26 protein-coding genes are annotated in these 23438 nt (G+C 34.1%); 14 read left to right on the top strand and 12 right to left on the bottom strand.

Annotated features, from left to right (window positions below; genetic code table 11):
- Position 1 precedes the first annotated feature (1 nt).
- From AC3WRL_RS13185 to AC3WRL_RS13155, 7 genes are all read left to right on the top strand, one after another.
- Positions 2–394 (top strand): DUF1801 domain-containing protein, encoded by a 393-nt coding sequence (locus tag AC3WRL_RS13185; RefSeq protein WP_261512601.1) that lies wholly within the window; start codon positions 2–4, stop codon positions 392–394.
- Between the two features lie 151 nt (positions 395–545).
- Positions 546–803 carry a prevent-host-death protein gene (locus AC3WRL_RS13180; protein WP_261512600.1) on the top strand — a complete coding sequence of 86 codons (258 nt, stop codon included), beginning with the start codon at positions 546–548 and terminating at the stop codon, positions 801–803.
- Positions 804–884: 81 nt separating this feature from the next.
- The gene (locus AC3WRL_RS13175; RefSeq protein WP_492330469.1) at positions 885–1859 is read left to right on the top strand and encodes a 2-hydroxyacid dehydrogenase; all 975 of its coding nucleotides are present in this window, start codon (positions 885–887) and stop codon (positions 1857–1859) included.
- A gap of 54 nt (positions 1860–1913) precedes the next feature.
- Positions 1914–2201, top strand: a complete 288-nt coding sequence (locus AC3WRL_RS13170; RefSeq protein WP_214831514.1) for a hypothetical protein — start codon at positions 1914–1916, stop codon at positions 2199–2201.
- Between the two features lie 143 nt (positions 2202–2344).
- Positions 2345–2767: an endonuclease domain-containing protein gene (locus tag AC3WRL_RS13165; RefSeq protein WP_492330468.1), complete on the top strand. Its 423-nt coding sequence runs from the start codon at positions 2345–2347 to the stop codon at positions 2765–2767.
- Positions 2768–2886: 119 nt separating this feature from the next.
- Complete coding sequence (gene hutU / locus AC3WRL_RS13160; protein WP_492330467.1) at positions 2887–4872, top strand: urocanate hydratase; 1986 nt, start codon at positions 2887–2889, stop codon at positions 4870–4872.
- Between the two features lie 218 nt (positions 4873–5090).
- Entirely contained in the window at positions 5091–5546 is a 456-nt protein-coding gene (locus AC3WRL_RS13155; RefSeq protein ID WP_214831511.1) for a hypothetical protein, read from the top strand.
- Positions 5547–5615: 69 nt separating this feature from the next.
- Here the strand turns inward: AC3WRL_RS13155 and tpx are convergent, their stop codons facing one another.
- Positions 5616–6188 (bottom strand): thiol peroxidase, encoded by a 573-nt coding sequence (gene tpx / locus AC3WRL_RS13150; protein WP_214831510.1) that lies wholly within the window; start codon positions 6186–6188, stop codon positions 5616–5618.
- A 170-nt stretch (positions 6189–6358) separates the two neighbouring features.
- On the opposite strand from tpx, the gene AC3WRL_RS13145 reads away from it, so the two are divergent.
- The gene (locus tag AC3WRL_RS13145) at positions 6359–7987 is read left to right on the top strand and encodes an NADP-dependent glyceraldehyde-3-phosphate dehydrogenase (protein ID WP_261512596.1); all 1629 of its coding nucleotides are present in this window, start codon (positions 6359–6361) and stop codon (positions 7985–7987) included.
- A gap of 111 nt (positions 7988–8098) precedes the next feature.
- Here AC3WRL_RS13145 and AC3WRL_RS13140 read toward each other — a convergent pair whose 3' ends face one another.
- Positions 8099–8833 (bottom strand): SDR family oxidoreductase, encoded by a 735-nt coding sequence (locus AC3WRL_RS13140; RefSeq protein WP_492330466.1) that lies wholly within the window; start codon positions 8831–8833, stop codon positions 8099–8101.
- A 176-nt stretch (positions 8834–9009) separates the two neighbouring features.
- Between AC3WRL_RS13140 and AC3WRL_RS13135 the strand changes: the two genes are divergently transcribed.
- Together AC3WRL_RS13135 and AC3WRL_RS13130 are read left to right on the top strand one after the other, a co-directional pair.
- Positions 9010–9510: an RNA polymerase sigma factor gene (locus tag AC3WRL_RS13135; RefSeq protein WP_214831507.1), complete on the top strand. Its 501-nt coding sequence runs from the start codon at positions 9010–9012 to the stop codon at positions 9508–9510.
- A gap of 18 nt (positions 9511–9528) precedes the next feature.
- The gene (locus tag AC3WRL_RS13130) at positions 9529–10122 is read left to right on the top strand and encodes a hypothetical protein (protein ID WP_492330465.1); all 594 of its coding nucleotides are present in this window, start codon (positions 9529–9531) and stop codon (positions 10120–10122) included.
- A gap of 33 nt (positions 10123–10155) precedes the next feature.
- On the opposite strand, the gene AC3WRL_RS13125 is transcribed toward AC3WRL_RS13130, so the two are convergent.
- The 3 genes from AC3WRL_RS13125 to AC3WRL_RS13115 all read right to left on the bottom strand — a co-directional run bounded on the left by AC3WRL_RS13125 (position 10156) and on the right by AC3WRL_RS13115 (position 13139).
- Entirely contained in the window at positions 10156–10731 is a 576-nt protein-coding gene (locus tag AC3WRL_RS13125; RefSeq protein ID WP_492330464.1) for a DUF417 family protein, read from the bottom strand.
- A gap of 61 nt (positions 10732–10792) precedes the next feature.
- Positions 10793–11626, bottom strand: coding sequence for a helix-turn-helix domain-containing protein (locus tag AC3WRL_RS13120; RefSeq protein ID WP_214831504.1), 834 nt, complete (start codon positions 11624–11626; stop codon positions 10793–10795).
- Between the two features lie 7 nt (positions 11627–11633).
- Positions 11634–13139 carry a S41 family peptidase gene (locus AC3WRL_RS13115; protein WP_214831503.1) on the bottom strand — a complete coding sequence of 502 codons (1506 nt, stop codon included), beginning with the start codon at positions 13137–13139 and terminating at the stop codon, positions 11634–11636.
- A gap of 175 nt (positions 13140–13314) precedes the next feature.
- Between AC3WRL_RS13115 and AC3WRL_RS13110 the strand changes: the two genes are divergently transcribed.
- Entirely contained in the window at positions 13315–14412 is a 1098-nt protein-coding gene (locus AC3WRL_RS13110) for an MBL fold metallo-hydrolase (protein ID WP_214831502.1), read from the top strand.
- A gap of 2 nt (positions 14413–14414) precedes the next feature.
- Here the strand turns inward: AC3WRL_RS13110 and AC3WRL_RS13105 are convergent, their stop codons facing one another.
- Positions 14415–14660 carry a GNAT family N-acetyltransferase gene (locus AC3WRL_RS13105; protein WP_492330463.1) on the bottom strand — a complete coding sequence of 82 codons (246 nt, stop codon included), beginning with the start codon at positions 14658–14660 and terminating at the stop codon, positions 14415–14417.
- 505 nt (positions 14661–15165) lie between these two features.
- Between AC3WRL_RS13105 and AC3WRL_RS13100 the strand changes: the two genes are divergently transcribed.
- The 3 genes from AC3WRL_RS13100 to AC3WRL_RS13090 all read left to right on the top strand — a co-directional run bounded on the left by AC3WRL_RS13100 (position 15166) and on the right by AC3WRL_RS13090 (position 18223).
- Positions 15166–16071 (top strand): helix-turn-helix domain-containing protein, encoded by a 906-nt coding sequence (locus tag AC3WRL_RS13100; RefSeq protein WP_214831500.1) that lies wholly within the window; start codon positions 15166–15168, stop codon positions 16069–16071.
- A gap of 88 nt (positions 16072–16159) precedes the next feature.
- Positions 16160–17161, top strand: coding sequence for an aldo/keto reductase (locus AC3WRL_RS13095; RefSeq protein WP_214831499.1), 1002 nt, complete (start codon positions 16160–16162; stop codon positions 17159–17161).
- A 72-nt stretch (positions 17162–17233) separates the two neighbouring features.
- A complete protein-coding gene (locus AC3WRL_RS13090; RefSeq protein ID WP_492330462.1) occupies positions 17234–18223 on the top strand; it encodes an MBL fold metallo-hydrolase in 990 nt (329 codons plus the stop codon).
- Positions 18224–18634: 411 nt separating this feature from the next.
- Here the strand turns inward: AC3WRL_RS13090 and AC3WRL_RS13085 are convergent, their stop codons facing one another.
- The 6 genes from AC3WRL_RS13085 to AC3WRL_RS13060 form a co-directional block, all read right to left on the bottom strand.
- Positions 18635–19036 carry a DoxX family protein gene (locus tag AC3WRL_RS13085; RefSeq protein WP_492330461.1) on the bottom strand — a complete coding sequence of 134 codons (402 nt, stop codon included), beginning with the start codon at positions 19034–19036 and terminating at the stop codon, positions 18635–18637.
- Positions 19037–19089: 53 nt separating this feature from the next.
- On the bottom strand, positions 19090–19869 hold the full coding sequence (locus tag AC3WRL_RS13080) for a DUF1223 domain-containing protein (protein ID WP_261512589.1): 780 nt from the start codon (positions 19867–19869) through the stop codon (positions 19090–19092).
- A gap of 116 nt (positions 19870–19985) precedes the next feature.
- Positions 19986–20753 carry a LytR/AlgR family response regulator transcription factor gene (locus AC3WRL_RS13075; RefSeq protein ID WP_214831495.1) on the bottom strand — a complete coding sequence of 256 codons (768 nt, stop codon included), beginning with the start codon at positions 20751–20753 and terminating at the stop codon, positions 19986–19988.
- Positions 20734–21747 (bottom strand): sensor histidine kinase, encoded by a 1014-nt coding sequence (locus tag AC3WRL_RS13070; protein WP_492330460.1) that lies wholly within the window; start codon positions 21745–21747, stop codon positions 20734–20736. Before AC3WRL_RS13070 ends, AC3WRL_RS13075 begins: the two co-directional genes overlap by 20 nt.
- Positions 21748–21862: 115 nt before the next feature.
- Positions 21863–22306, bottom strand: a complete 444-nt coding sequence (locus AC3WRL_RS13065; RefSeq protein ID WP_492330459.1) for a hypothetical protein — start codon at positions 22304–22306, stop codon at positions 21863–21865.
- Positions 22303–23295 carry a heme-binding domain-containing protein gene (locus tag AC3WRL_RS13060; protein ID WP_261512586.1) on the bottom strand — a complete coding sequence of 331 codons (993 nt, stop codon included), beginning with the start codon at positions 23293–23295 and terminating at the stop codon, positions 22303–22305. The genes AC3WRL_RS13065 and AC3WRL_RS13060 overlap by 4 nt, the downstream gene beginning before the upstream one ends.
- Positions 23296–23438: the final 143 nt, after the last annotated feature.

The raw sequence follows: 23438 nt of genomic DNA, 5'->3' as shown, positions 1-23438 counted from the left end.
TATGATACATCCTGATATTACAGATTATAATAATACACAGTCGAAGTCAGATCAGGAAATCTGTATACAGCTATCTCTTATTATTGATGCTGAATTACAGGATGCAGAAAATAAAATCTGGCATAGGCATCCTGTATGGTTTCTGGATGGAAATCCTATTGTGGGATATAGTAAATTAAAAGATTCTGTGCGTCTGCTATTTTGGAGTGGACAGTCCTTTGGTGAGGAAGGTCTAAAAATAGAAGGAACTTTTAAGGCAGCAGAGAAAAGATATACTTCCAAACAGGAAATCAGTGAAGATGATTTGAAAAGATGGCTTGAAAAATCTCGACAAATCCAATGGGATTATAAAAATATTGTTAAAAGAAAAGGAGAATTGATTCGGTTAAAATAAACTGTAATTTTGATTTAAAATTTCAATAATTCTATAATCCTTTTCTTAGAGGAGATCACCAAAATTGTTCATTAAAAATAATATTACGAAGGTGTTTTTCGGAATAGAAATTGAAGTATTCTTATGACGAAATCACTTAAATCTTATTATTATGGACACAAACAGGTTTAAATCATCACACGATTTTAGTAATATCCAGAAAAATATCTCCAATAATCCAGGATATAGTCTTGATGGATATGCTCAGCAGGCAAAGGATTATGTAAATGATATGAAAAGCAAAAACCAGGAAACTACAAAGAGTTTTATGAACCACACGCAAAAATCAGCTAAGGATGTTTGGAATGAGATTCAGGAAATGACTTCCGGGGACTGGGATAAGAATAAAGAACAATCAGAAGATAAGTAATAATTTTTAAATAATAAAGTTATGGCCTCACTTATATAAGGAGTGAGGTTTTTTATTTAAAAAATGTATAAATATTAAACTATGAAAGTATTCATTAATAAAAGAATTCCGGAAATTGGAATAAAAATGCTTGAAGATGCAGGATTAGAAATAACTATACCTGAAAATGATAACTTATCTCATGAAGAGTGGCTTAGCTATTGTAAAGATACAGATGCTATTTTAAATGTAGGAAATCATTCATTTGATAAAGATTTTTTTGAACAATGTCCAAATGTAAAAGCAATTGCTCTATATTCTGTAGGTTTTGATCATATAAATATAAAGGAAGCTAATCATAGAAATATACCTATTGGAAATACACCAGATGTATTAAGTAAGGCGACTTCCGATGTTGCTTTTTTATTGATGCAATCGGTAGCAAGAAGAGCCAGCTATAATTTTCAGAAAGTAAAAGAAGGAAATTGGGGTGATTTTGATCCTTTGCATGCTTTAGGTCAGGAATTGTACGGGAAAACTTTAGGTATTTTCGGATTGGGACGAATAGGTTTTGAAATGGCAAAGAAGTCTCTGAAAGCTTTCGATATGAATATCATTTATCATAATAGAAGTCATAATGAAGAAGCTGAGAAAGAATTGAATGCAAAATACGTTTCTTTTGATGAGCTGGTTGAACAAGCCGATGTTTTAAGCATTCATGCTAATTTTGTACCTGAGCAGAAAGATCTTTTTAATAACCTGGTTTTTGAGAGGATGAAACCTAACGCTATCTTCATTAATACAGCCAGAGGTGGTTTTCATAATCAAACAGATTTATATGAAGCATTAGTTTCAAGGAAAATCTGGGGGGCTGGTTTAGATGTTACCAATCCGGAACCAATTCTAAAAGATGACCCTATATTAGGATTATCTAATGTTTGTATACTTCCACACATTGGTTCAGCAACAATTGAGGCCAGAAACGGAATGGCAAAAGTTGCCGCGGAAAATATCATTGCATTTTCAAAAGGGGAGAAGATGATTCATTGTGTGAATCCTGAAGTTTACCATAATTAAATGAAACTTGGAATTATTTTTGTTCTATAACATATAACTTTAAATACTAATAGTATGATACCAGAAGACAACATCAACGAGCAAAATAGAAAGTTAAGAGAAATGGATTATAATCCTAATGAAGACTTTTTTAATAAAGAAAAACATATTCCGTTGGATGGGGATGGAAATCCAATAATCGATGAAAATGCGGAAGATTATGATATGGATCTTGATGTTCCCGGTGCAGATGAAGATGATGATATGGAGGAAATCGGCTCAGAAGATGAAGAGAATAATTATTGGAGTACCAGTGATAATGATGATGATCATGAAGAAGAAAATGATGATGTACTTACATAAAACCAACCTTACTCAATTGAGTAAGGTTTTTTATTTGCTCAATCCTGGGTTTTTAATTCTTAACTTAGAAGATGGAAAATTCTTGTCTTTTGAAATACCTGTCAAGTGAACGAGAAGCTGTGACATCCATATAAAAACATAACATGAATCAAATTCTTACACATATCAATGAAATCCCTATTCAGATAAATTTCGTTGATAATTTACCCTATAATCCAAAACTGAAAGTTCTCCTAAAAAATAAGCGCAAAACAGGGATGTTAAGTGAAGTGCTTTTCTGGATGCTGGTTCGTGCCAGATCATTTCATAAAATTGACTTTGATAAACAAAAAATCATTGGAAATTATATTGTAGATTTTTATGTGAATAATTTAGGCCTGGTTGTAGAAATTGAAGATTCAAAACAAGGTTATGATAGTATAAGACAAGAATTTTTAGAATCATTAGGATTAAAAGTTTTTAGAATTACGGACTTAGCCATCAAAAATAACCTTACTGTTGTAATGGGAGAATTAGAAAGTTTTATTATTCTGCATTTTGGATCTGTACCAGTCTCTGAAATCTAATTAATTTTGAGATCCATACCAGTAAAAGAGGGGAATTTTTTATGTTTTCTTTGCATTATATTTTCTAATTTGAATATCTTTAAAACTTTGAATTTTAAACGAAGAACTTTAATATAAATATGACTTTCCAAGAACAAATACAACAAGGTATTCCTAACCAGTTGCCGCAACCCAAACCATACGAAACTAATATTAATCATGCACCAAAACGTAAAGAAATTCTAGGTGAAGAAGAGAAAAAACTTGCCTTGAAGAATGCTTTACGTTATTTCGAACCGAAGTTTCATGCAGAGTTAATACCAGAATTTAAAGAAGAGCTTGAAAAATACGGTAGAATCTATATGTATCGTTTTCGCCCGGATTATGAAATGAAAGCTCGCTCAATATCAGAGTATCCTGGAAGATCTGAGCAGGCAAAATCTATTATGCTCATGATTCAAAATAATCTGGATTATGCCGTGGCGCAGCATCCTCATGAATTAATTACATATGGTGGAAATGGAGCTGTTTTCCAAAACTGGGCACAGTATCTTTTGACGATGAAATATTTGTCTGAGATGACAGATGAGCAGACTTTGACCATGTACTCAGGGCATCCAATGGGATTATTTCCTTCTCACAAAGATGCACCAAGGGTCGTGGTAACCAATGGAATGGTTATTCCTAATTATTCAAAACCTGACGATTGGGAAAAGTTCAATGCATTGGGGGTTTCTCAATATGGACAAATGACTGCCGGAAGCTATATGTATATCGGACCACAAGGTATTGTTCATGGAACAACGATTACGGTACTGAATGCTTTCAGAAAAATTAAAAAAGAAACTCAGGGTGGTTTATTCGTGACTTCTGGATTGGGAGGAATGAGTGGAGCGCAACCAAAAGCAGGGAATATTGCCGGTTGCATTACCGTATGTGCTGAGGTTAATCCTAAGATCACGAAAATCCGTCACGATCAAAAATGGGTGAACGAAATTCATGAAAATCTTGATGAATTGGTAGCCAGAGTAAGAAAAGCTCAGGAAGATAAGGAAACTGTTTCTTTAGCTTATTTAGGAAATATCGTTGAAGTCTGGGAGAAATTTGATCAGGAAAATTTAAGAATCGATATCGGTTCAGACCAGACTTCACTTCACAATCCTTGGGCCGGAGGTTATTACCCTGTCGGACAAAGTTTCGAAGAATCTAATACTATGATGGCTGAGAATCCTGAATTATTCAAAGAAAAAGTTCAGGAAACTTTAAGGAGACATACTGCAGCTATTAATAAACATACTGAAAAAGGAACTTATTTCTTCGATTATGGAAATGCCTTTTTATTAGAAGCTTCCAGAGCGGGGGCAGATGTAATGGCGGAAAATCCTACTTTGGGGAGGGAGTTTAAATTCCCAAGTTATGTCCAGGATATTATGGGGCCTATGTGTTTTGATTATGGTTTTGGACCATTCCGTTGGGTATGTACAAGTGGAAAGCCTGAAGATTTACATAAGACAGATACTATTGCCTGCCAGATTCTGGAAGAGATACAGCAAGGTTCTCCGGAAGAAATTCAGCAGCAGATGAAAGATAATATTCAATGGATCAAAGGAGCTCAGGAAAATAAACTGGTTGTTGGCTCTCAGGCTAGAATTCTTTACGCCGATGTAGAGGGAAGAATGAAAATTGCAGAAGCATTCAACAAAGCTATTAAAAGTGGTGAAATCGGACCTGTAGTATTGGGAAGAGATCATCATGATGTATCGGGAACAGATTCTCCTTACAGAGAAACCTCGAATATTTATGACGGATCAAGATTTACAGCTGATATGGCAATTCATAATGTAATTGGTGACAGTTTCCGTGGTGCAACCTGGGTTTCTATTCACAATGGTGGTGGAGTTGGTTGGGGAGAAGTGATCAATGGTGGTTTCGGAATGTTGTTGGATGGGAGTGATGAGGCTGACAGAAGATTGAAATCTATGCTCTTCTGGGATGTTAATAATGGTATTTCAAGAAGAAGCTGGGCAAGAAATGAAGGAGCAATCTTCGCTATAAAGAGAGCTATGGAAGTAGAGCCAAACTTAAAAGTAACGCTTCCTAATATGGTTGATGATAATTTATTATAATTTTGTAAAAAATATTCAATAAAAAGCTTTGCTTGTTGCAAAGTTTTTTTATTTTTATACAAAACAATAGAATAATGAAAATTTCGGCACCGAAACCTAGCTGTCAATGGCGGAGTGATGTAACTCGTAATCAGAAAGGCCAATTGAGCCTTGTCTATCATGGAGATTTTAGCTTTATAAACTTTTCACAAAAGACCGTTTAATTTTAAAATAAGCCTTTGAAAAGATATATTGCAAAATTCGAAAAGAGACAATTAACCCTGTTTTCAGAAAGTAATTCAGAAATAGGAAAAATTGTGGAGGTGAATAAAATTATCCCCTGGAAGAAATACATTATGTGTGACTCCAAACGATATGATATCAAAAATGTAGGTTTTCTATGGAATGACATAGAACTTTCAGACGGTAGAAAAGTGATCTACTACACAGATTTTGGTAAAGACAGGATTGTGAAAACAGGCGATAATACGAAGGTTTGTCACTTTAAATTTGGTAAAGGAATGCAACTGTTCGAACATAAAAAATTGCTGATAGATATCCAAACGCATAAAAAATGGTTTAAAAATCCTTTTTTTAGTATTGAAATGGATGATTCTGTAGATGATGCTTTAGCCTTATTATTCCTGCATTATTCCAGCAAAGAATTTAATGGAATAGGATGTGATGGAGATTAGATATGAATAAAAAGCTCCAGCGATTGAAAATCGCTGGAGCTTTTTTTAAACTATTCTAAGAATAGAAGCTTAATTTTTTATGGCTTTAATCGCTGCTTCATAATTAGGTTCATGTGAAATGTCTGCAACCTGCTCTTCATAAACAATTTTTCCCGAAGGGTCGATCACAACAACAGCTCTGCTCAAAAGACCTTTCATCATGGAATCTGTAATTTCTACACCATAGGTTTTCCCAAAGTCAGAACGGAAGTCTGAAAGCATCACTACATTTTTTATGCCTTCAGCACCACAAAATCTTTTCTGTGCGAAAGGTAAATCTTTAGAAATACAAAGAACCACTGTGTTTGGAAGATTGGCCGCATCTTCATTGAAATGACGGACAGAAGCTGAGCAGACACCTGTATCTACACTTGGAAAAATATTAAGAATTAAGAATTTTCCTTTGTAAGAATCTAGTGTTTGATCTTTCATAGCAACATCTGCAAGCGTAAATTTCGGAGCCGCTTTATCTACGGCCGGTAATTTCGAGTAAGTATGTACTGGTTTTCCTCCCATCATAATCGTATTTTCCGCTTTAGTATTTTGAGCGAAATGAGATACAGAGAAAAATAATAATGCGCTGAAAATTAATTTTGAAAACATTGAATTTTATTTTTAACAAAATTATTCTTTTTTTAGATTCAAATATTAATTTTAATTCAAACAGTCTTTAAATAGACCGAATCTATTAATCACCTATTTTTATAATCAATTGTAACGTCTACCTTTATTCTATCAAAAGTCGACACTTAATTATTAAAAAGATAAAAAATATGGATTCAGTACATAACTCATCCCTTCACGAGATTTTTAAAAGCGAAAACGAAATACCTGAAGAATTTAAAATTCAGGAAATTCACCAGCGGACCTATCTTCTTAATGGTGAATTGGTAGAATGGAAAGGGGAGGTCATGAATATCTACTCACCGGTATGTATACGTACAGAAAACGGGCTTGAAAGAAAGCTGTTGGGAAGTATTCCAAACATCAGTCCGGCAGATGCAATGGAAGTTCTTGAAGCCTCGGTAAAAGCGTATGATAACGGACTGGGTGAGTGGCCGACAATGTCGGTGGAAGGGCGTATAAAATGTATGCAAAAATTTGTGTACTTAATGATCCAGCAACGTGACCTGGTCATTAAACTGCTAATGTGGGAAATTGGAAAAACATTGGCGGATTCCACAAAAGAATTTGATCGTACGGTAGATTATATCAACCAGACCATTGATGCACTAAAAGATCTGGATCGTGAATCTTCACGTTTTCAACAGGCCGAAGGAACGATTGCTCAGATTCGCAGAGCTCCACTGGGAGTTGTTTTAAGCATGGGGCCATTTAATTATCCATTAAACGAGATATTTACGACGTTGATCCCGGCTTTAATTATGGGAAATACAATTTTATTTAAACTTCCTAAACATGGTGTTTTGGCTCATTATCCTTTACTAAACGCTTTTAAAGAAGCTTTTCCAAAAGGAACTGTAAATACACTTTATGGTAAAGGTTCGGAAATTATTACACCGATCATGGAAAGTGGAAAAGTAAATGTACTGGCCTTTATCGGATCCAGTAAGGTAGCTAATGGATTGAAAAAGCTGCATCCAAAAGTAAACAGGTTACGGGCTATTTTAAGTTTAGATGCAAAAAATGCAGCGATCATCACTAAGAATGCAGATCTTGATGTAGCAGTAAGCGAATGTATTTTAGGAGCACTTTCCTTTAATGGACAACGATGTACAGCACTAAAACTGTTATTTGTACAAAGAGAAGTAGCAGCTGAATTTACTGAGAAGCTGAACAAAGCAGTATCTGCCTTAAAACCAGGATTACCTTGGGAAAAAGACGTGAAAATAACACCTCTTCCAGAAGTTAATAAACCGCCTTATCTGAAAGAATGTATTGATGATGCAATTGCTCATGGTGCTAAAGTTTTAAATGAGAATGGTGGCTATAATGAAGCTTCTTTTGTTTTTCCAGCAGTTGTGTATCCTGTTACCAGTGAAATGAAACTGTATCATGAGGAGCAGTTTGGTCCTGTAATTCCAGTTGTTCCCTTTGACAGTATCGACGAGCCTATCGACTATCAAGTGAATGCATCTCATGGAATGCAGGTAAGTATTTTCAGTCAGGATCCACATGAAGTATCAAAACTCATCGATCCTTTTGTTAATCTTGTAAGCCGTGTCAATATCAATTGTCAGGCACAGCGTGGTCCGGATGTTTTCCCATTTACAGGAAGAAAGGATAGTGCTGAAGGAACGCTTTCCGTATTTGATGCCCTTCGTTCTTTTTCCATAAGATCTTTAGTAGCAGCCAAACTTACGGAATCCAATAAAGAATTGTTGAACACAATCGTAAGAGACCATGACTCCAATTTCTTAAGTACAGATTATATCTTCTAAAGATTAGTAATAAATTCAAAATAAAAACCGTACTAAATCTAAACTTAGTACGGTTTTTCTATAATTTACTCTCAAATTTCAGAACTTGAATTTCGCAATCGGAGCGCCAGTTCAAACTAAAACCCCACCACCATCTGCAACAATCGTATTTCCTGTTCCAAAACTTTGCTCCATCAGATAAATATAAGCAAGAGCAATGTCCTCAGGAATTGCGACTTTTTTCACCAATAAACTGTCTGCATATTGTTGATACATCTCCTCACGGGCTTCTTTCGGAATAGCTCCCCATAAGTCTGTTTTTACAATACCCGGAGATACAACATTAACCCTTATTGGAGCTAGTTCAACTGCCATAGCTCTGGTAAAACCTTCCATAGCTGAGGTAATGCTGGCTGCAATTCCCCAACCCTTTCCAGGGCGGTTACCCGCAATTCCGCTTGTTAAAACGATTGAACCTCCGGCATTTATTTTTGATGAGCCATATTTTACAGCTGCCAAAGCACACCAATACCGAATTGTAAAGAATTTTTGTGCTTCTGAAAGTGAGGTTTCTTCAATATTCGTTAATTGAAGATTCTCACCTGCAGTATATACAAGATGATCAAAGGAAGTTTGATTCGTGAAGAAATTCTGGATATTTTCTTCTTTACTCAAGTCAACGGATTGACCTGTTGCATTTTGAGGTAACTGGGCTAATGCTGAATCAATACGATGTTGATTAGAAGCGACAATAGTAATTATAGCTCCTTTTTCGGCCGCTGCTTTTGCTGTTGCAAGACCTATTCCTGCACTGCCACCCATTAGTATTACATGTTTTCCATCTAAAGAATTTGTTGTTGGTATCATTACTACTTATTTTTATGGGTACAAATTTCTTGTAACTGTAAACCATTCTATTTACCAAATGGTAAAAACGAAATTTATATTGAACTTTTTTAAATGCGTGGATGTATTTTTATTATTTTCATAAATACTTGTAACATTTTTACTAAAGTGTCACTAACTCTATAGAGCTAAAAACCATGAGTGCATTAGAACAAGAATTTTTAGAAAAAATTGAAAAACATAAGGGAATCATTTTCAAGATTTCTAAAATGTACATGGATAATAAGGATGACCGCGATGATCTTTTTCAGGAGATTACCTATCAGGTTTGGAGAGCATATCCAAGTTTCAAAGGACAAAGTGAGTTTTCTACATGGTTATACAGAATAGCTTTGAATACGGCGATCGTATTTTTAAAATCTGAAAAGAAAAGAAGTTTTATCGCTAATGAGGATTTTTCAAATTACAAGATCGTACAAGATGAGTATGATGATGAAAAAGAAGAGAAATTATCTGCAATGTATCAGGCTATTCATCAGTTAAACCCAATAGATAAAGCTTTTATATTCTATTATCTGGAAGACTTCCCCGGACGTGAAATTGCTGAGCAAATGGGAATCTCTGAAGGAAATGTGAGAGTAAAAATGAATCGCGCTAAAAATAAGTTGAAAGATATCTTAAACTCAAATAAATACTAATTTTTTAAATCAATAACAATGAATATAGATGAACTAAAAAATACGTGGAATGATGATGTTTTTGAGAAAACACCGGAAATCACAATTGAAAATAAAAATAAAATTAATCTTCCTCTGGAAAGGATGCGTAAAAATATGAGGCATGAGTTTCTCTCCACAATTGGAATTTTTGTTTTTGGTTTTGTGATAGTTTGGCTATGCGGAGCACCATTTAAATTTAAATTTTATCTTACTATACTATTGGCTTCCATGGCTCTGGTTACCTTTGTTTTTTTTAATAAATTCTTTAAGTTATATAAGGAAATGGGCGATCCTGTGATGAAGACTTATGATGGTTTAAAAGATTTACTTCATCAGTTCAATCTGAATAAACAATATTACCTCTCATTTTATCTGAGTTTCGTTCCTTTTCTTGTTTGTGAGATCATTATTGTATTAGAATTTATCCCTCGGCCTCAACCCTTAAGTGATCTTAAAATAGCGAGCATTCTGATAGGTTCTGTCGTATTTGGATTATTCTTTTTATATCTCCTTGGAAAATGGTGGTTTCAGAAATTCTATGGTAAATATATTATGAAAATAGAAGAGCTTTTATTAGAGTTTCAGAAGTGAAATTTTCGGCGGGCAGAATGCCCGCCGAAAATCTTATATAGTCAATTTACTAGACTGCTTTAAGAGACTTTTTGCCGAATCTGATGCTATCACTAAACCAGCTGCAAACATAATAATATCTTTTATAACCAGTCTGCCTGCTCCTGAGAGATAAGGGAAACCATGATCTGGACCACCCAAATCAGGAACCCAGACTTCTGGTGTTGTGATAAGAAAAGAAAGAGTAATAATAGACATTCCAGCAGTTAAAATTCCTGATAATAATCCGATCTTAGGAAAGAATACTCCCAATACAACTAAAATTCCAATACCAAGAATAAGACTTCCTAATACATAAGAAAAAGTATAAGTGCCATTTACTTCATGCCATTTTATATGATCAGGAATGACCTCTCCTTCTTTGCTTTTATGAAGCTTATAATTATCAGTGTCCGAAACTTTCTTATTAAGAAAGAAACTCATAAAAGGAGAGTTGGCAACAAATGGGATTATTCCTTCAGCTTCATAATGAAAAGCTTTTAATCCTCCAATCCACGCCATGACGATGAACACACTTATTCTTAAAATATGAATAAAGTTTTTCTGTGAGTGGGCTAAGAATTCAACCATACTATTTTTTTTGACAAAATTAGAACGAATGGATACTCAAGGGAATGGAAGATTATGGACTTTATTTGTACAAATCTGCAACAATCGAAATACCTGCTTCTTTGCGGAAATGAGTAGGTGAAACACCTGTATGTTTTTTAAAATATTTACTGAAATAAAATTCGTCGCTGAAATTAAGTTCTAACGCAATTTCTTTAAATGATTTACGGGTTAGGTGAATCTGCTTTTTAGATTCCAGAATAACTCTTTCCTGGATAATTTGTGAAGGTGTTTTATTAAAGCGTGATTTAATCTTTTTACTTAAGGTATTAGGTGTGATATTCAGTAGATCTGCATAGAATGATAAGGTTTTCTCAGCAATAAAATGCTTTTCCACCAAATTCTGAAAAGATTTTAACTCTTTGAAATCATCATTAACTAAATCCTTGTCGGAAAGCATCTTATTTTTCTCCTTACTGCAGATGGCAAGAATGAGCTGAAGATAGGATTGTAAAATGGATTCTGAGAAATCTTCATGAAGATCAATTTTTTTAATTTTTAAAAAGTATTCTGAAATCTCATCAAAAACCTCTTTGTTTAACCCAATATAAGGAAAGAGATAAATGTTATTAAATAATAAACCGTTGCACGCAACTTCTTTTTTATGAAATTCTATACAATAAAAATCACTATGAAAACTAAGGGTTTCAACACCAATAGAATGATCACTTAAGATCTGAATATTTTGAAAAGGTGAAGAGAAAAGAACAATCTTCCCATTAAAATCATATTCTGTGAAATCTATCACAATCTTTCCAATGCCCTCAAATAAGAAGATATGATAACAAGAATCGCTAAAAATATTTTTATAATATTCTGAATCTGATTTTTGGACTGAAAAAAATGTACTTTTCATTGTCAACTTACTTTACGCGGTTTTCCCTTTCTTTTACTATCTCATCCTTTATCCAGTTTAACTGAACATCATTTTTATTAATAATATCCTGTAAGGTTTCACTAATTGGTATATCTGGTATTACTCCTCTTAGAGAGTTGGTAAGTGTGATATTTGGGTTCACCAACAATAAACCGATAGGTAGGGTCAGTTTAGAATTTGGAAGTATTTGATAAGAGTAAAATCCTGCAACAGTTCCGTCATTTGCACCACCGGTTTCTTCACCAACAAGTGTGGCCTTTTTATCAAACTTTAATTTAGAACTGATAATAGAAGAAGCCGAATAACTTCCACCATTAATCAATACATAGATTTTCCCATTAAAGGCATTTTTATTCGGTTGGGTAACTTTATCAGCTTTTATTTTATAATAAAATTTACCATCTTTTCCTTTATATGTATGAAGGGTTTTAAGAAAAAAATAGGTTGGGTAGGTTATTCCTTTCAATGCATACTCCAGAGGTGTGCTCTTTTTGAAATAATTGGTTTTTAGTGGGGTAAAGCCAGAATTTAATCTTGAAGGTTTTATCAGCGTAAAAGGTTCAGAAACCAAATAGGAGTAAAGATTGTTGATCTCCTGTAAGGAACCGCCATAATTATTTCTGATATCCAGTATAAGATAAGATGACTTTGCTTCTTTAATTCTTTCAAAAGTTTCTTTATAGAATTTATCGGAATTATTATCTGAAAATTTCTTTATGCTTATATAAGCAATAGAATTATCATGATCTAAAAATTGAAAATTTCTGTTTGTGGAACAATGGAGGCCTCCTTTATTATCGGTAGTCTGACTTCTGGATTTTTCTCGCTCCACCTCATTTTGCTTTTCTCTTTCCAGAATATAGGTTTGTTTCTTATTACTATATAAAGTTTCAAGTTTTACCTGATCCAAAAAGCCATTTTCCATACTGAAAAAGTAAAAAAAAGTATCTTTTAGATAATAGGGTGTAAAAGTAGTATTTTGCCCATCGCTGCTAATCAGTTTTTTATATCTGTTGATATAGGATGTTATGGGAACATCATTAATACTTAATATTTCAGTGCCAGGTTTAATGTGATGAATAGAATCCTTATTTTCCACTATATACATGTGGTCTCCCTTGATATAGTATTTAAAATAATTAAATAATTTCTTCCCATGGAAATCCTTTTTTAATTTATCAAAAGGAATCGTTAGTGAAAGATGTCCTTCTCTTATTGTTGTAATTACAGGTTGTAGTTTAAAATAAAACTGAACAGGTGTTAGAGGGGTGTCAATGGTTTGTTTAAGGCTGTCAATTCTTCGGTCAAGATCTTTTCTTGTGGTATACCGATAAAGTTGAGGATGCATTTCCTTTAATTTGCCATAAGCATAATCAATATCTTTTTTTAGCTGATCAGGAGGAATGACAAGTCGTTCCTGTTGCTCACTATTTGTGACAGAAGAGCAGGACCACAGGAAAATGAGTCCGAGTAGAATTAATGAAATTTTCAAAGCCTTTGTGTTTAAAACCAACAAATTTAAGTGTTTATAATTATTCAAATATTAAAATAATGATAATTTTTTAAGTATGACCTATAATGTTACGTTAAATAAATAGGTTATTTGCTTGTTAGCTATATCATTTAATCACAAAAGTTAATACATTTGATGCTTATTTTTTTATCAAATGATGTATTTAATTATTGCGATAGCCATTTTATTAGTGATGGCATATTTTTTAATAATCAATCAGGACGTTTTTGGCGCTGAACCTAAAGGGAAAAGACTGGAAAGAATGAGGAAATCTGAGCATTACAGAGATGAGCAGTTTCAGAACCTTAGCCATACACCATCAATTGCAGAAGGGTATAGCATGCCTGGTGTTCTTTATGATTTTTTTCTGGCAAAAAAAGACCCACTTTTAAAACCTTTAAAGAATATACCTGCTATACATACCGATTTAAAAACAATTCCAAAAGATCAGAATGTTTTTGTTTGGTTGGGACATTCATCATATTTTATCCAAACAGATGGTGTTTCATTTTTAATTGATCCGGTTTTAAGCACATACGGATCGCCATTTAAGTTTTTTAATAAAGCTTTTGCCGGGTCTGATATCTTTAAACCCGAAGATGTTCCCAATCTTGATTACCTTGTTATTACTCATGATCATTTTGATCATTTGGATTATCCTACGGTTAAAAAGATAAGAGATAGAGTTGCAAAGGTTATCTTGCCATTAGGTGTTGGAGCACATTTTGAAAAGTGGGGCTACAAAGAAGAACAGCTGATTGAAGAAGAATGGGGTGGTATTTCTAATCTAAAAAATAATATTAAAATAACTTTTACACCGGCAAGACATTTTTCAGGAAGAAAAATAAAAAGAAATGGAACCTTGTGGACTTCTTATGTATTGGAAACACCAACAAAAAAGATGTTCTTAGGGGGTGATAGTGGTTATGATACCCACTTTAAGATGATCGGTGAAAAATATGGTCCTTTTGATTATGCTATTATGGAGAACGGACAATACAATGCAGCCTGGAGATATATCCATACGCTTCCTGAAGATACGATACAGGCGAGTATAGATATTAATGCTAAATATATTATTCCTGTTCATTCTTCAAAATTTGCTTTGGCGCTTCATCCATGGAATGAACCGCTAAAAAAAATAGCAAACTCCGGTAAAGAGAAAAATTTACATATCCTTACTCCTATGATTGGAGAGAGAGTAGACTTAAATCGATCCGATAACCAATTCAAAGCATGGTGGGAAGATTAACTTCAGGCGTGCCAGATATCTTTATACCTTTTCGGATGATTTTCAAATTGCTGTCTTACAAAATCACATTCAGGATCTATTAACAAGTCTTTTTCCTCAGCATATCGTACGAGTTCATCTAGAAGCATTTTGGCATATCCCTGCCCCTCAAGATCTTCGTTAAGTTTGGTGTAGTATACAATTAATTGTCTGCCATCAATCGCTATGGACATATAGCCAGCCTTCTTCTCATCAATTAATATCTGCAATTCATCTTGATATGGAGATATTTCAAATTTTACATTTTCCATAAGTATTGAGATTAGGTTGAATTAAAAATGATTTTGAGAACTTAAGATCAGATCTCTTCTTTAAAATTACAAATTAAAATAATACAACAGGCTAATTTTTAATAAGCTAAGTCTAATTTATATTCTTTTAAATTAAGCTAAATAGGTTTTAGAGCAGTGAGTTTGAAGGTAGTAATTATCTAACTATAATGTCATAACCTCGAACTCTGCACGTCACAACTTCAAATCCTACCCAAATTTATTTCCTACGTTTTCAATTGCTTACATGCCTTTAACAAAGATAAATAAAGGATTTCCCCGCTTTGGCATTTTAATTGAAATGACATGAACACCATAATGAATCACATTTCACTATATATTCAAATTTTTCTTGATGGCTGTTCGTAAGATCAGTCATTTTTTATTCCCCAGACTGTATAAAATAAAATATTTTGATTTTGTTTGAATTTTATAACTTTGCTTTATGGAATCATCAGAATCATTACAAGAATTTTACCATCGTACGCAGGTAAGAGTTTTCCCTTCCTGTCTTTCGAATACGGGTTTAGGACATTTTAATGTTTTCTCCCGCGATAACTGTGCATTGGTTACCCCATACAGCAGAAGAGATTTTTATAAAGTTTCGCTGATTATTGGAAAGGGTAAACTTCATTATGCAGATAAGTGGATCCGTGTAGATAAACCAGCATTGCTGTTTTCTAACCCTGTTATTCCATATTCATGGGAAGCGGATGACGATAATCAGAAAGGATGGTTCTGTCTGTTCACAGATCAGTTCATGCAAAATGGAACCCGTTTGGGAAATCTTCAGGACTCACCGCTTTTCAAAATAGGAGGAACACCGGTTTTCTTTGTTAATGAAGAGCAGCAAAAAAAAGTTTCTGATATATTTGATAAAATGATGACTGAAATTGAGTCCGATTATATCCATAAATATGATATGCTCCGTAATTACCTTCATCTTTTAATTCATGAAACCATGAAGATGAATCCTGCTGAGAATTTTGAGCACCATCAGAATGCTTCACAAAGAGTAGCCTCGTTGTTCATGGAATTGTTGGAGCGGCAGTTTCCTATCGACAGCCCTGAATCCTATTTAAAACTGAAATCACCGAATGATTACGCCGAAAGCCTTTCAGTTCATGTAAATTCTCTAAACCGTTCTGTGAAAGAGATGACCGGAAAGACGACAACCCAGCAGATCACAGCAAGAATTATTCAGGAAGCCAATGCTCTTTTAAAACATACAGATTGGAATATTTCTGAAATTGCTTATGGACTTGGCTTTGAAGAACCTGCTTATTTTACCAATTATTTTAAAAAACAAACCGGAAGTACACCCAATGCCTTAAGAACTGACCTTGTTTGAATTTTATAATTCTTAGTTTGAATTCTATATGAAAAATTAATCTACGTTGTTATAATTTTGTTCCTGTAATTTAAAATCACAAGCAATCATGAAATTTAGAAAATTAGGAAACACAGACGAACAACTATCAGCAATTGGTTTAGGATGTATGGGAATGAGCTTTGCATATGGCCCGGCAGATGAACAGGAAAGTATCAATACATTGCATAAAGCCCTGGATCTGGGGGTGAACTTTTGGGATACTGCAGATATGTATGCCAATGGAGAAAATGAAAAGCTAATTTCCAAAGTTTTAGTTCCGAACCGGGATAAAATCTTTATCGCTACAAAATTCGGATTTAGATTTAAAGATGGTAAGGCGAGTCATAGTGGAGCTCCAGGAACCTATTTTGATGGTTCTCCAGAATGGATCAGACAAGCAGTAGATTTAAGTCTGCAACGTTTGAAAATTGATACTATAGATCTGTATTATGCGCATAGAGTTGATCCAAATATTCCAGTTGAAGAAACCGTAGGAGCAATGGCTGATCTTGTAAAAGCGGGAAAAGTAAAATATATTGGTTTATCAGAAGCTTCTGCAGAATCCATTAAAAAAGCAAATAATATTCATCCCATTACAGCTTTGCAGTCAGAATATTCTATTCTTACCAAAGATGTTGAAAAAGAGATTTTACCCACGATCAGAGAGCTTGGAATTTCTTTAGTTCCCTATTCTCCCTTAGCAAGAGGACTTTTTGCAAACATTAATGAAGTTGAGAATTTTGGTGACGACGATTTCAGAAAATCATTACCTCGCTATCAGGAAGAAAGTCTTGAAAATAACAGAAAGCTGGTTAAGGAATTTAATGATCTGGCTGCTTCAAAAGGAATAAAAGGAACTCAGCTTGCTTTGGCTTGGGTCCTTAATCAAGGCGATGATATTATTCCTATTCCAGGAACTAAACGAATTAAATATCTCGAAGAAAATATCGCAGCAATTAATGTTGAACTTTCTACATCCGACTTGGATACTATCGATATGATCTTAAAGAAATATCCTAATGTAGGAGAAAGATATAGTGAAGGCTCAATGAAGTTGGTTAACAACTAAAACATAGGTAAATATGGATTCCTGATTATTTGGGAATCCATGTTTTTTTATTACCAAATCACAAATTTAATTATGAATAGAAGAGAACTTTTAAAAAATGGAATTTTAGCCGGGGCTTTCAGTGTCATTCCTTTTTCAAGCTCTTTAGCAGGTGAAAGGAAAACGGTATTCACAGAGGATGACCTTTCGGGTGTTAAAAAAATAAAGTTGGGTGATTTCGATCTGTACATTCTTTCGGACGGATTTATTCACGAAGAGAATCTTAATTCTTTTGCTCCCCGCGGAAATGTATCAGAAATGAAAATGATTCTTAAAGATAATTTTCGTTCTGATAATTCTATCGATATGGCAATGAATGTCTTACTGGTTAAAACAAAGAATAAGCTGATCCTAATGGATACCGGAATGGGGATTTTTGCTGATGCCAGAACCGGATTTTTATTGAAAAGTCTTAAAAAAGCGGGCTTTTCAGCTTCAGATATTACAGATATATTTCTTTCTCATGCTCATCCCGATCATATCGGTGGAGTAGTAGATAAACAAAACAAATTGGTTTTCCCAAATGCTCAAATGTTTATTTCAAAAATTGAACACGATTTTTGGATGCAGGCGACACTCAAAGATTTTAATAACAGTGCATTAAAGAATCAGCCTGATTTTCTTAATCAGGTTATTCCCGGTATTCAGAATATTCTGAGAACAATAAAGCCAAAATTGAAATTTTATGAACTTGACAAAACATTATATGAGAATTTTAACTTTCAACTAGCTCCAGGACATACGCCAGGACTTACTTTGGTGACTATAACCTCAGGAAATGAGAAGCTATTGTATATAGCAGATCTTATGCACTCTGATGTTATTCTGTTTCCACATCCTGACTGGGGATATTTTGGAGATACTGATCTGGATATTGCTATAGCATCACGTAAAAAAGTCCTTGAATACTTAGCTGAAACCAGATCCAGAGCTTTTGCCTATCATTTACCTTGGCCAGGTCTAGGTTTTACTAAAAAGAAGGATCATGTATTTGAATGGATCCCGGAATCATTTATAAGCTAAGACAAAAGAAACGATTTAAACCACAAAAGTCACAAAAGTTTTTAAACACTTAAGTTTTTTAAGGTTAATTCATGCTGTATAAAAAAAGGGCACATCAGTTCTTTAAAAAAAATCGAAGATTTTTCCGTTACGACCTAGAAAGTTGAGGCGTCAAAAAAAATAAATTTTGTGAACGTTAAGAAAATTCTATTGTTTGAGTACGGGACATAAATTTGATAATAAATACACTTTATATCCGTACGAGTTTAGAATTTTCAGAGAACAAAGTTTATTTTAGTCGAAAATTCCAGTCTTGAACTTTTGTTTCTTTTGTTTCAAGACAAAAGAAAAGATAAAATTTCCTACAATATAGTTTCAACAATAAATCCTCTCAATACTGAGAGGATTTATTTTAATAAGAATCTTTCATATTTAATTAAATTTAACCTCATTAAGAACCAGTTCAGAACTGTAAATTTTTCTAAACATAAAATACGTTATAGACAGAAGGGTAAACGCTATAATAGCATCGATGGTAGATGGAAATCCAATAACTGCAATTTTAGAAAAGAAAGCGAAGGTAATATCGAAAAACATTCCGGCGAATACCCATTCTTTTAATCTTAATAGCTTATTGGGAACTAAAAGTACGATAACTCCTAAAACTTTGAAGACTCCCAGTATATAAATAAAATGCGGGGGATAGCCAAGTTGTAAAGTAATATCCCATACAAACGGACTTTTAATGAGTTCAAATATACCACTTGTTCCAAACCATAATGACATAAAAATTGCTCCTGACCAATAGATGATTTTTGTTGTTTTTGTTTTCATTTTTTTATTGTTTTAAATTATTATTGTTTATTGTCTAGTCCTTTCCTGAAGATTTATTGAAATATAGCTTTTGAAGCTCCCGAAATCTGTCCTGTTCTTGCATTTTGAATAAATCCTATGATCTCCCAATTGTTGATATTAAAATCCTTAGGTAACGGGAAGCTGGAACTGCCTTCAGAACTGCTTTTTAAAGAAATTTGATTTTGTTGATGAACGATCTGCCAGTGTTCTAAATGTCGGCCTTCATTTTCTCCTCTTGCTACGTTAGTAGAAGATTTCTTCTCTACCAATGTGATCAGTAGTTTGTTTTGAGTATTGCTTTCTGAGACTTTATAGGCAACACTGATTGCTTTAGAATCAGATTGAGCTTTCAGATCTATTATACTGCCACCAGTACTACTTAAGGCTTTAACAATAGAGTTTTCAACGGCTGCTCTATCTGATCCTACAAACTGCTGTCTGCCATTGATAACAAGTTGTGGAGTATAAACCTGAGAACCTAGTAGCCTGCTGTATTGTTGCTGACGTTCAGAGTTTTCTGGAGTACTGAACCGATCCTTCCAACCAAGACGGTTCCAATAATCAACATGATAGGCCAAGATGTACACAGGCTGATCTTTGCTGCTTTCCTTAATCTGTCCCATTAAAGCATCTGCAGGAGGGCAGCTTGAGCATCCTTCAGAAGTAAATAATTCTAAGACTGCAAAACCACCATTATTTCCAATCGGAATGTTTTTAAAGTTTTCGTTAGTCTTATCTTTTTGCACAAATGCAGAAATTGTAAATAGTAAAGCGACAAATACACCTACTATCAATAGTTTTTTAGATATCATTTCTTTTAATTTTATTCAAAAGTAGATACCTGAGTGATGTTAAAAAATGAAAAAAGGGCTCAACCAGACAAATAGAAAGGTGAACCCTGAAAAAAATAAGTTTAAGATTTGAGCAATTACCGGTCTTCTAGCCAGGAGAAAAAGCTATGTGTTTTTTCTTTATTGATAAGAAGCTTTTCAGGAGTGTCAATGACTAATTTAACATAGATCTTACGCTGGAAATAATGTTCCATTTCTTTAATGGCTGTGAAATTAACGATATACTGTCTGTTTACTCTAAAAAACTGTTTAGGAGAAACAAGTTCTGCCACCTGACCCAATGATTGGGTGAGTGAAAACTGCTGTTTATCAAAAGTAACCAGATGGGTCATTTCATTATGAATATAGAAATAGGCAATATTTTCTGTGAGTATCGTAGTGTATTTTTGATTTTTAAAAACAAGGAAACTACTTTTAGTAGAAGCTTGTGGCTGAGTTATTTTTTGTAAAATAGCTTCCAGTTCAGGAATTTCTGTCTTTTGGAAAAATTTTTTCAACTCGTCAACTTTTCTTAAAGCTTCAGCAATGTCATCCCGTGAAAATGGCTTTAAAACATAATCAACCCCTTTGCTTTTAAAAGCATCCAGCATATATTGATCAAATGCGGTACAAAAGACCACCGGGCAGGTGATGTCAACCTGTTTGAAAATTTCAAAAGAAAGCCCGTCCGACAGATGGATATCCATAAAGATAAGATCGGGTTTGTTACCTTGGGATAAAGCTTCTACACTGGATTCTATACTGTCATAAACTCCGGTAATTGTAGATTCAGGTTTTAATTCTTTGATTAAATTCTGCAGTGATTTTGCCGCTCTGAATTCGTCTTCAATGATGATGATATTCATGGATAAAAGGTAGTTTTATTTGAAAAATTTGATTGTTGTCTGTAATGTCAATTTCCTGATCTAATAAGTGTTTGTAACGCATATTAACATTGTTTAAGCCAACACCTAAAGAATCTTCAGGAATCATTTTACGCTGAATAGGGTTTTCAATAATAATCTTATCGTTTGCGTCATATATCTTAATATGTAAAGGTTTACTTTGTGAAACAATATTATGCTTGATACAGTTTTCTACTAATAGCTGCAAAGTGAAAGGCGGAATAAGTGTCTTTAAAGTGTCTTTATCCAATGTATCGGTAAAAGTAAAACCATCACCAAATCGGGCTTTTTGAAGAAAGAGATAAGAGTTTAATATTTTCATTTCTTCCTCTACTGTGATTAGATCAAGCTTTCTGCTTTCCAGAGTAAAACGATAGAAATCGGAAAGTTTAATTATAAAATCCACGGTTTCTTCATCATGAGTTTCCACCATAGACTTCAGTGTATTTAAACTATTGAAAAGAAAGTGAGGGTTCACCTGTTGTTTAAGTAATTCATATTGAGCACCCAGGTTATCACTTTTTACTTTTTCTAATTCCAAATGAACTTGCTGGCCGGTATAATTATGCTGAACAAGATTTAAAAACATATAAAAAACAAGGTTGATCAGAATTCCTCTTACCTCTACCATAAGCATGACAGGCCCAAAGTTGATGTGGGATAAAATTAATTGTTGTACCCATGCCAATGCAAACATGACCACCATACCCAATGCCAGTACCACTAATAGCCTGGAGTAAGAAATTCCCTGGCGTCTTTTTTTGTTGCGGTTGAGCAGGAAGATGTTGAGGTACCACATGACTACCGCAAAAGCTGAGGTAATGGCTGCGTTCACTACAGCTTCCATGAGATTGAAGTCGTGAGAAGCAAGCTGGGGAACTGACGATAGGACCCCTAAAAAAATGGAGCTTATCCAGATGACAGCCTGCGATATTTTTATTTTTTCCTGATGCATTAAGAAGGTAGGTTTTAAAAATGTTAAATTAATATTTTTTAATCATAATACTTTAATAAATATAATCTGGGACTGATATTTCAATCCCAGATTACCTGATAATTTTTATTTTCAATTAGGGCATAACGACGGGTTGATAACCCAGCATATATTGTATTCTTTGTTCTTTGTCAATGGATTGGGTATTTCCTTTAGTAGAACTGTTATCCTTATGATATGATGTCTCTCCCTTGGCATTCGTTTCAACAGTTTCTATACTCAGCAATTCACCTGTGATGGTTCCGCCGGTGTACTGTGGATTTTTATGATACTTCCAGGTGACAAGTTTCATTTTAGTTCCTGCTTCCGGTTGAGTTTTCTTCTTTGATAGCGATAGCAGTGCCTGGTTGTTTCCATACAAAGCAGACATGGTTTCTTTCTTTTTGTTTAATGAAGAACCGATAAATTTAAGATGACCTGCATCAAACACCAGACGTACATGATCTTTATTGGGATCTTCATTTTTACATGCCGTTAAAAGGAAGAAAATTGCTAAAAAAGCGATGTTTATATTTTTCATTTTTTCTGTAATTTTTCGATTAGATTTTTTGTGTTTACTTTCATGGGAACATCGAATAGGTATCCTGTAGGTTCTGCCAATTGGCGATGACAGGCAATACATGACTCCTTTGCAAATGATGCTGTTTTTCCTGTCGGATGAAGATCTTTTCCGGAAAATTTAGCAAATCCCCAGCCTTCCGTATCGGTATATTTTTTTGCATCTTTTACCATAAACTGAGCGTTAATAAATTCACCAGGTCTTATTTCTCCGTCAGCGGATTCGGTTTGTTTAAATACTGCTTTTACCACAATACTGCCATCTGGCCATGGATGAAAGTTATCAGTTTCTACAGCTTTAACAGCAATATTGTTTCCATAGATCACACGAATGGAATTGTCGAACAACGTACTCATGCTGATGACTTTCCATTTTTTAAATTCAGGTGTATAACGAACTCCGTTGGGTGACACAGGAAAACCCGGATAACCTGCGGAAGCCTGTTTTATATCCTGATGTGGATCATTAATTTTTTTATTTATTGGAGTGGGATTTTTTCCGGAAAGAGATAAAGTATATTTTCTGATCACTTCAATATCTTTACTGGAAATCTTTGCTGATGAGTGTAGCAAAGTATATTCATGAAGAGGCATCTTTCCAGCCTGCATCATGTTTAGGATGGAATACATTCTTCCTTTGTGTTCTCCTGGAGAAAGCTGCGACCATTCTGAAAAATTCATTACTTCTCTTGCCCTTTCCACATCTTTTTTTACGGCCCATGATAGAGGAGCAATTTTATCATACCAACTGAGTTTTTGCTCATTAGAATGACAATTGAAGCAAGATCTTTCTAAGATAGAGATCACTTCACGAGGCGCTTCAATGGTACCGGTTACAGGTTTACCTTCGAGTGGTGGATTGAAAAGCTGCAGTCCTGCAAAGGTTCCCAGGATCGCTATGAATAGTATAGCTATAGGTTTTATTGTTCTCTTTTTCTTTACTGAATCCATAATCGTTTTATTTTATGGTTCAAAAGTAGATACTGGTTCAGAATGATGAAATGTAAAGAATGGTGAACCGGACAATTTAAAGGGTGAAACTAGAATTTTTATCCCTCAGTTATAACTATAAAATACCGGAAGTACTTCCGGTA

Source organism: Chryseobacterium sp. FW101-FHT12H09 (assembly GCF_058790395.1).
Note: the sequence above shows the minus strand (reverse complement) of the source record. Positions and strands in the feature narration are given on the sequence as shown.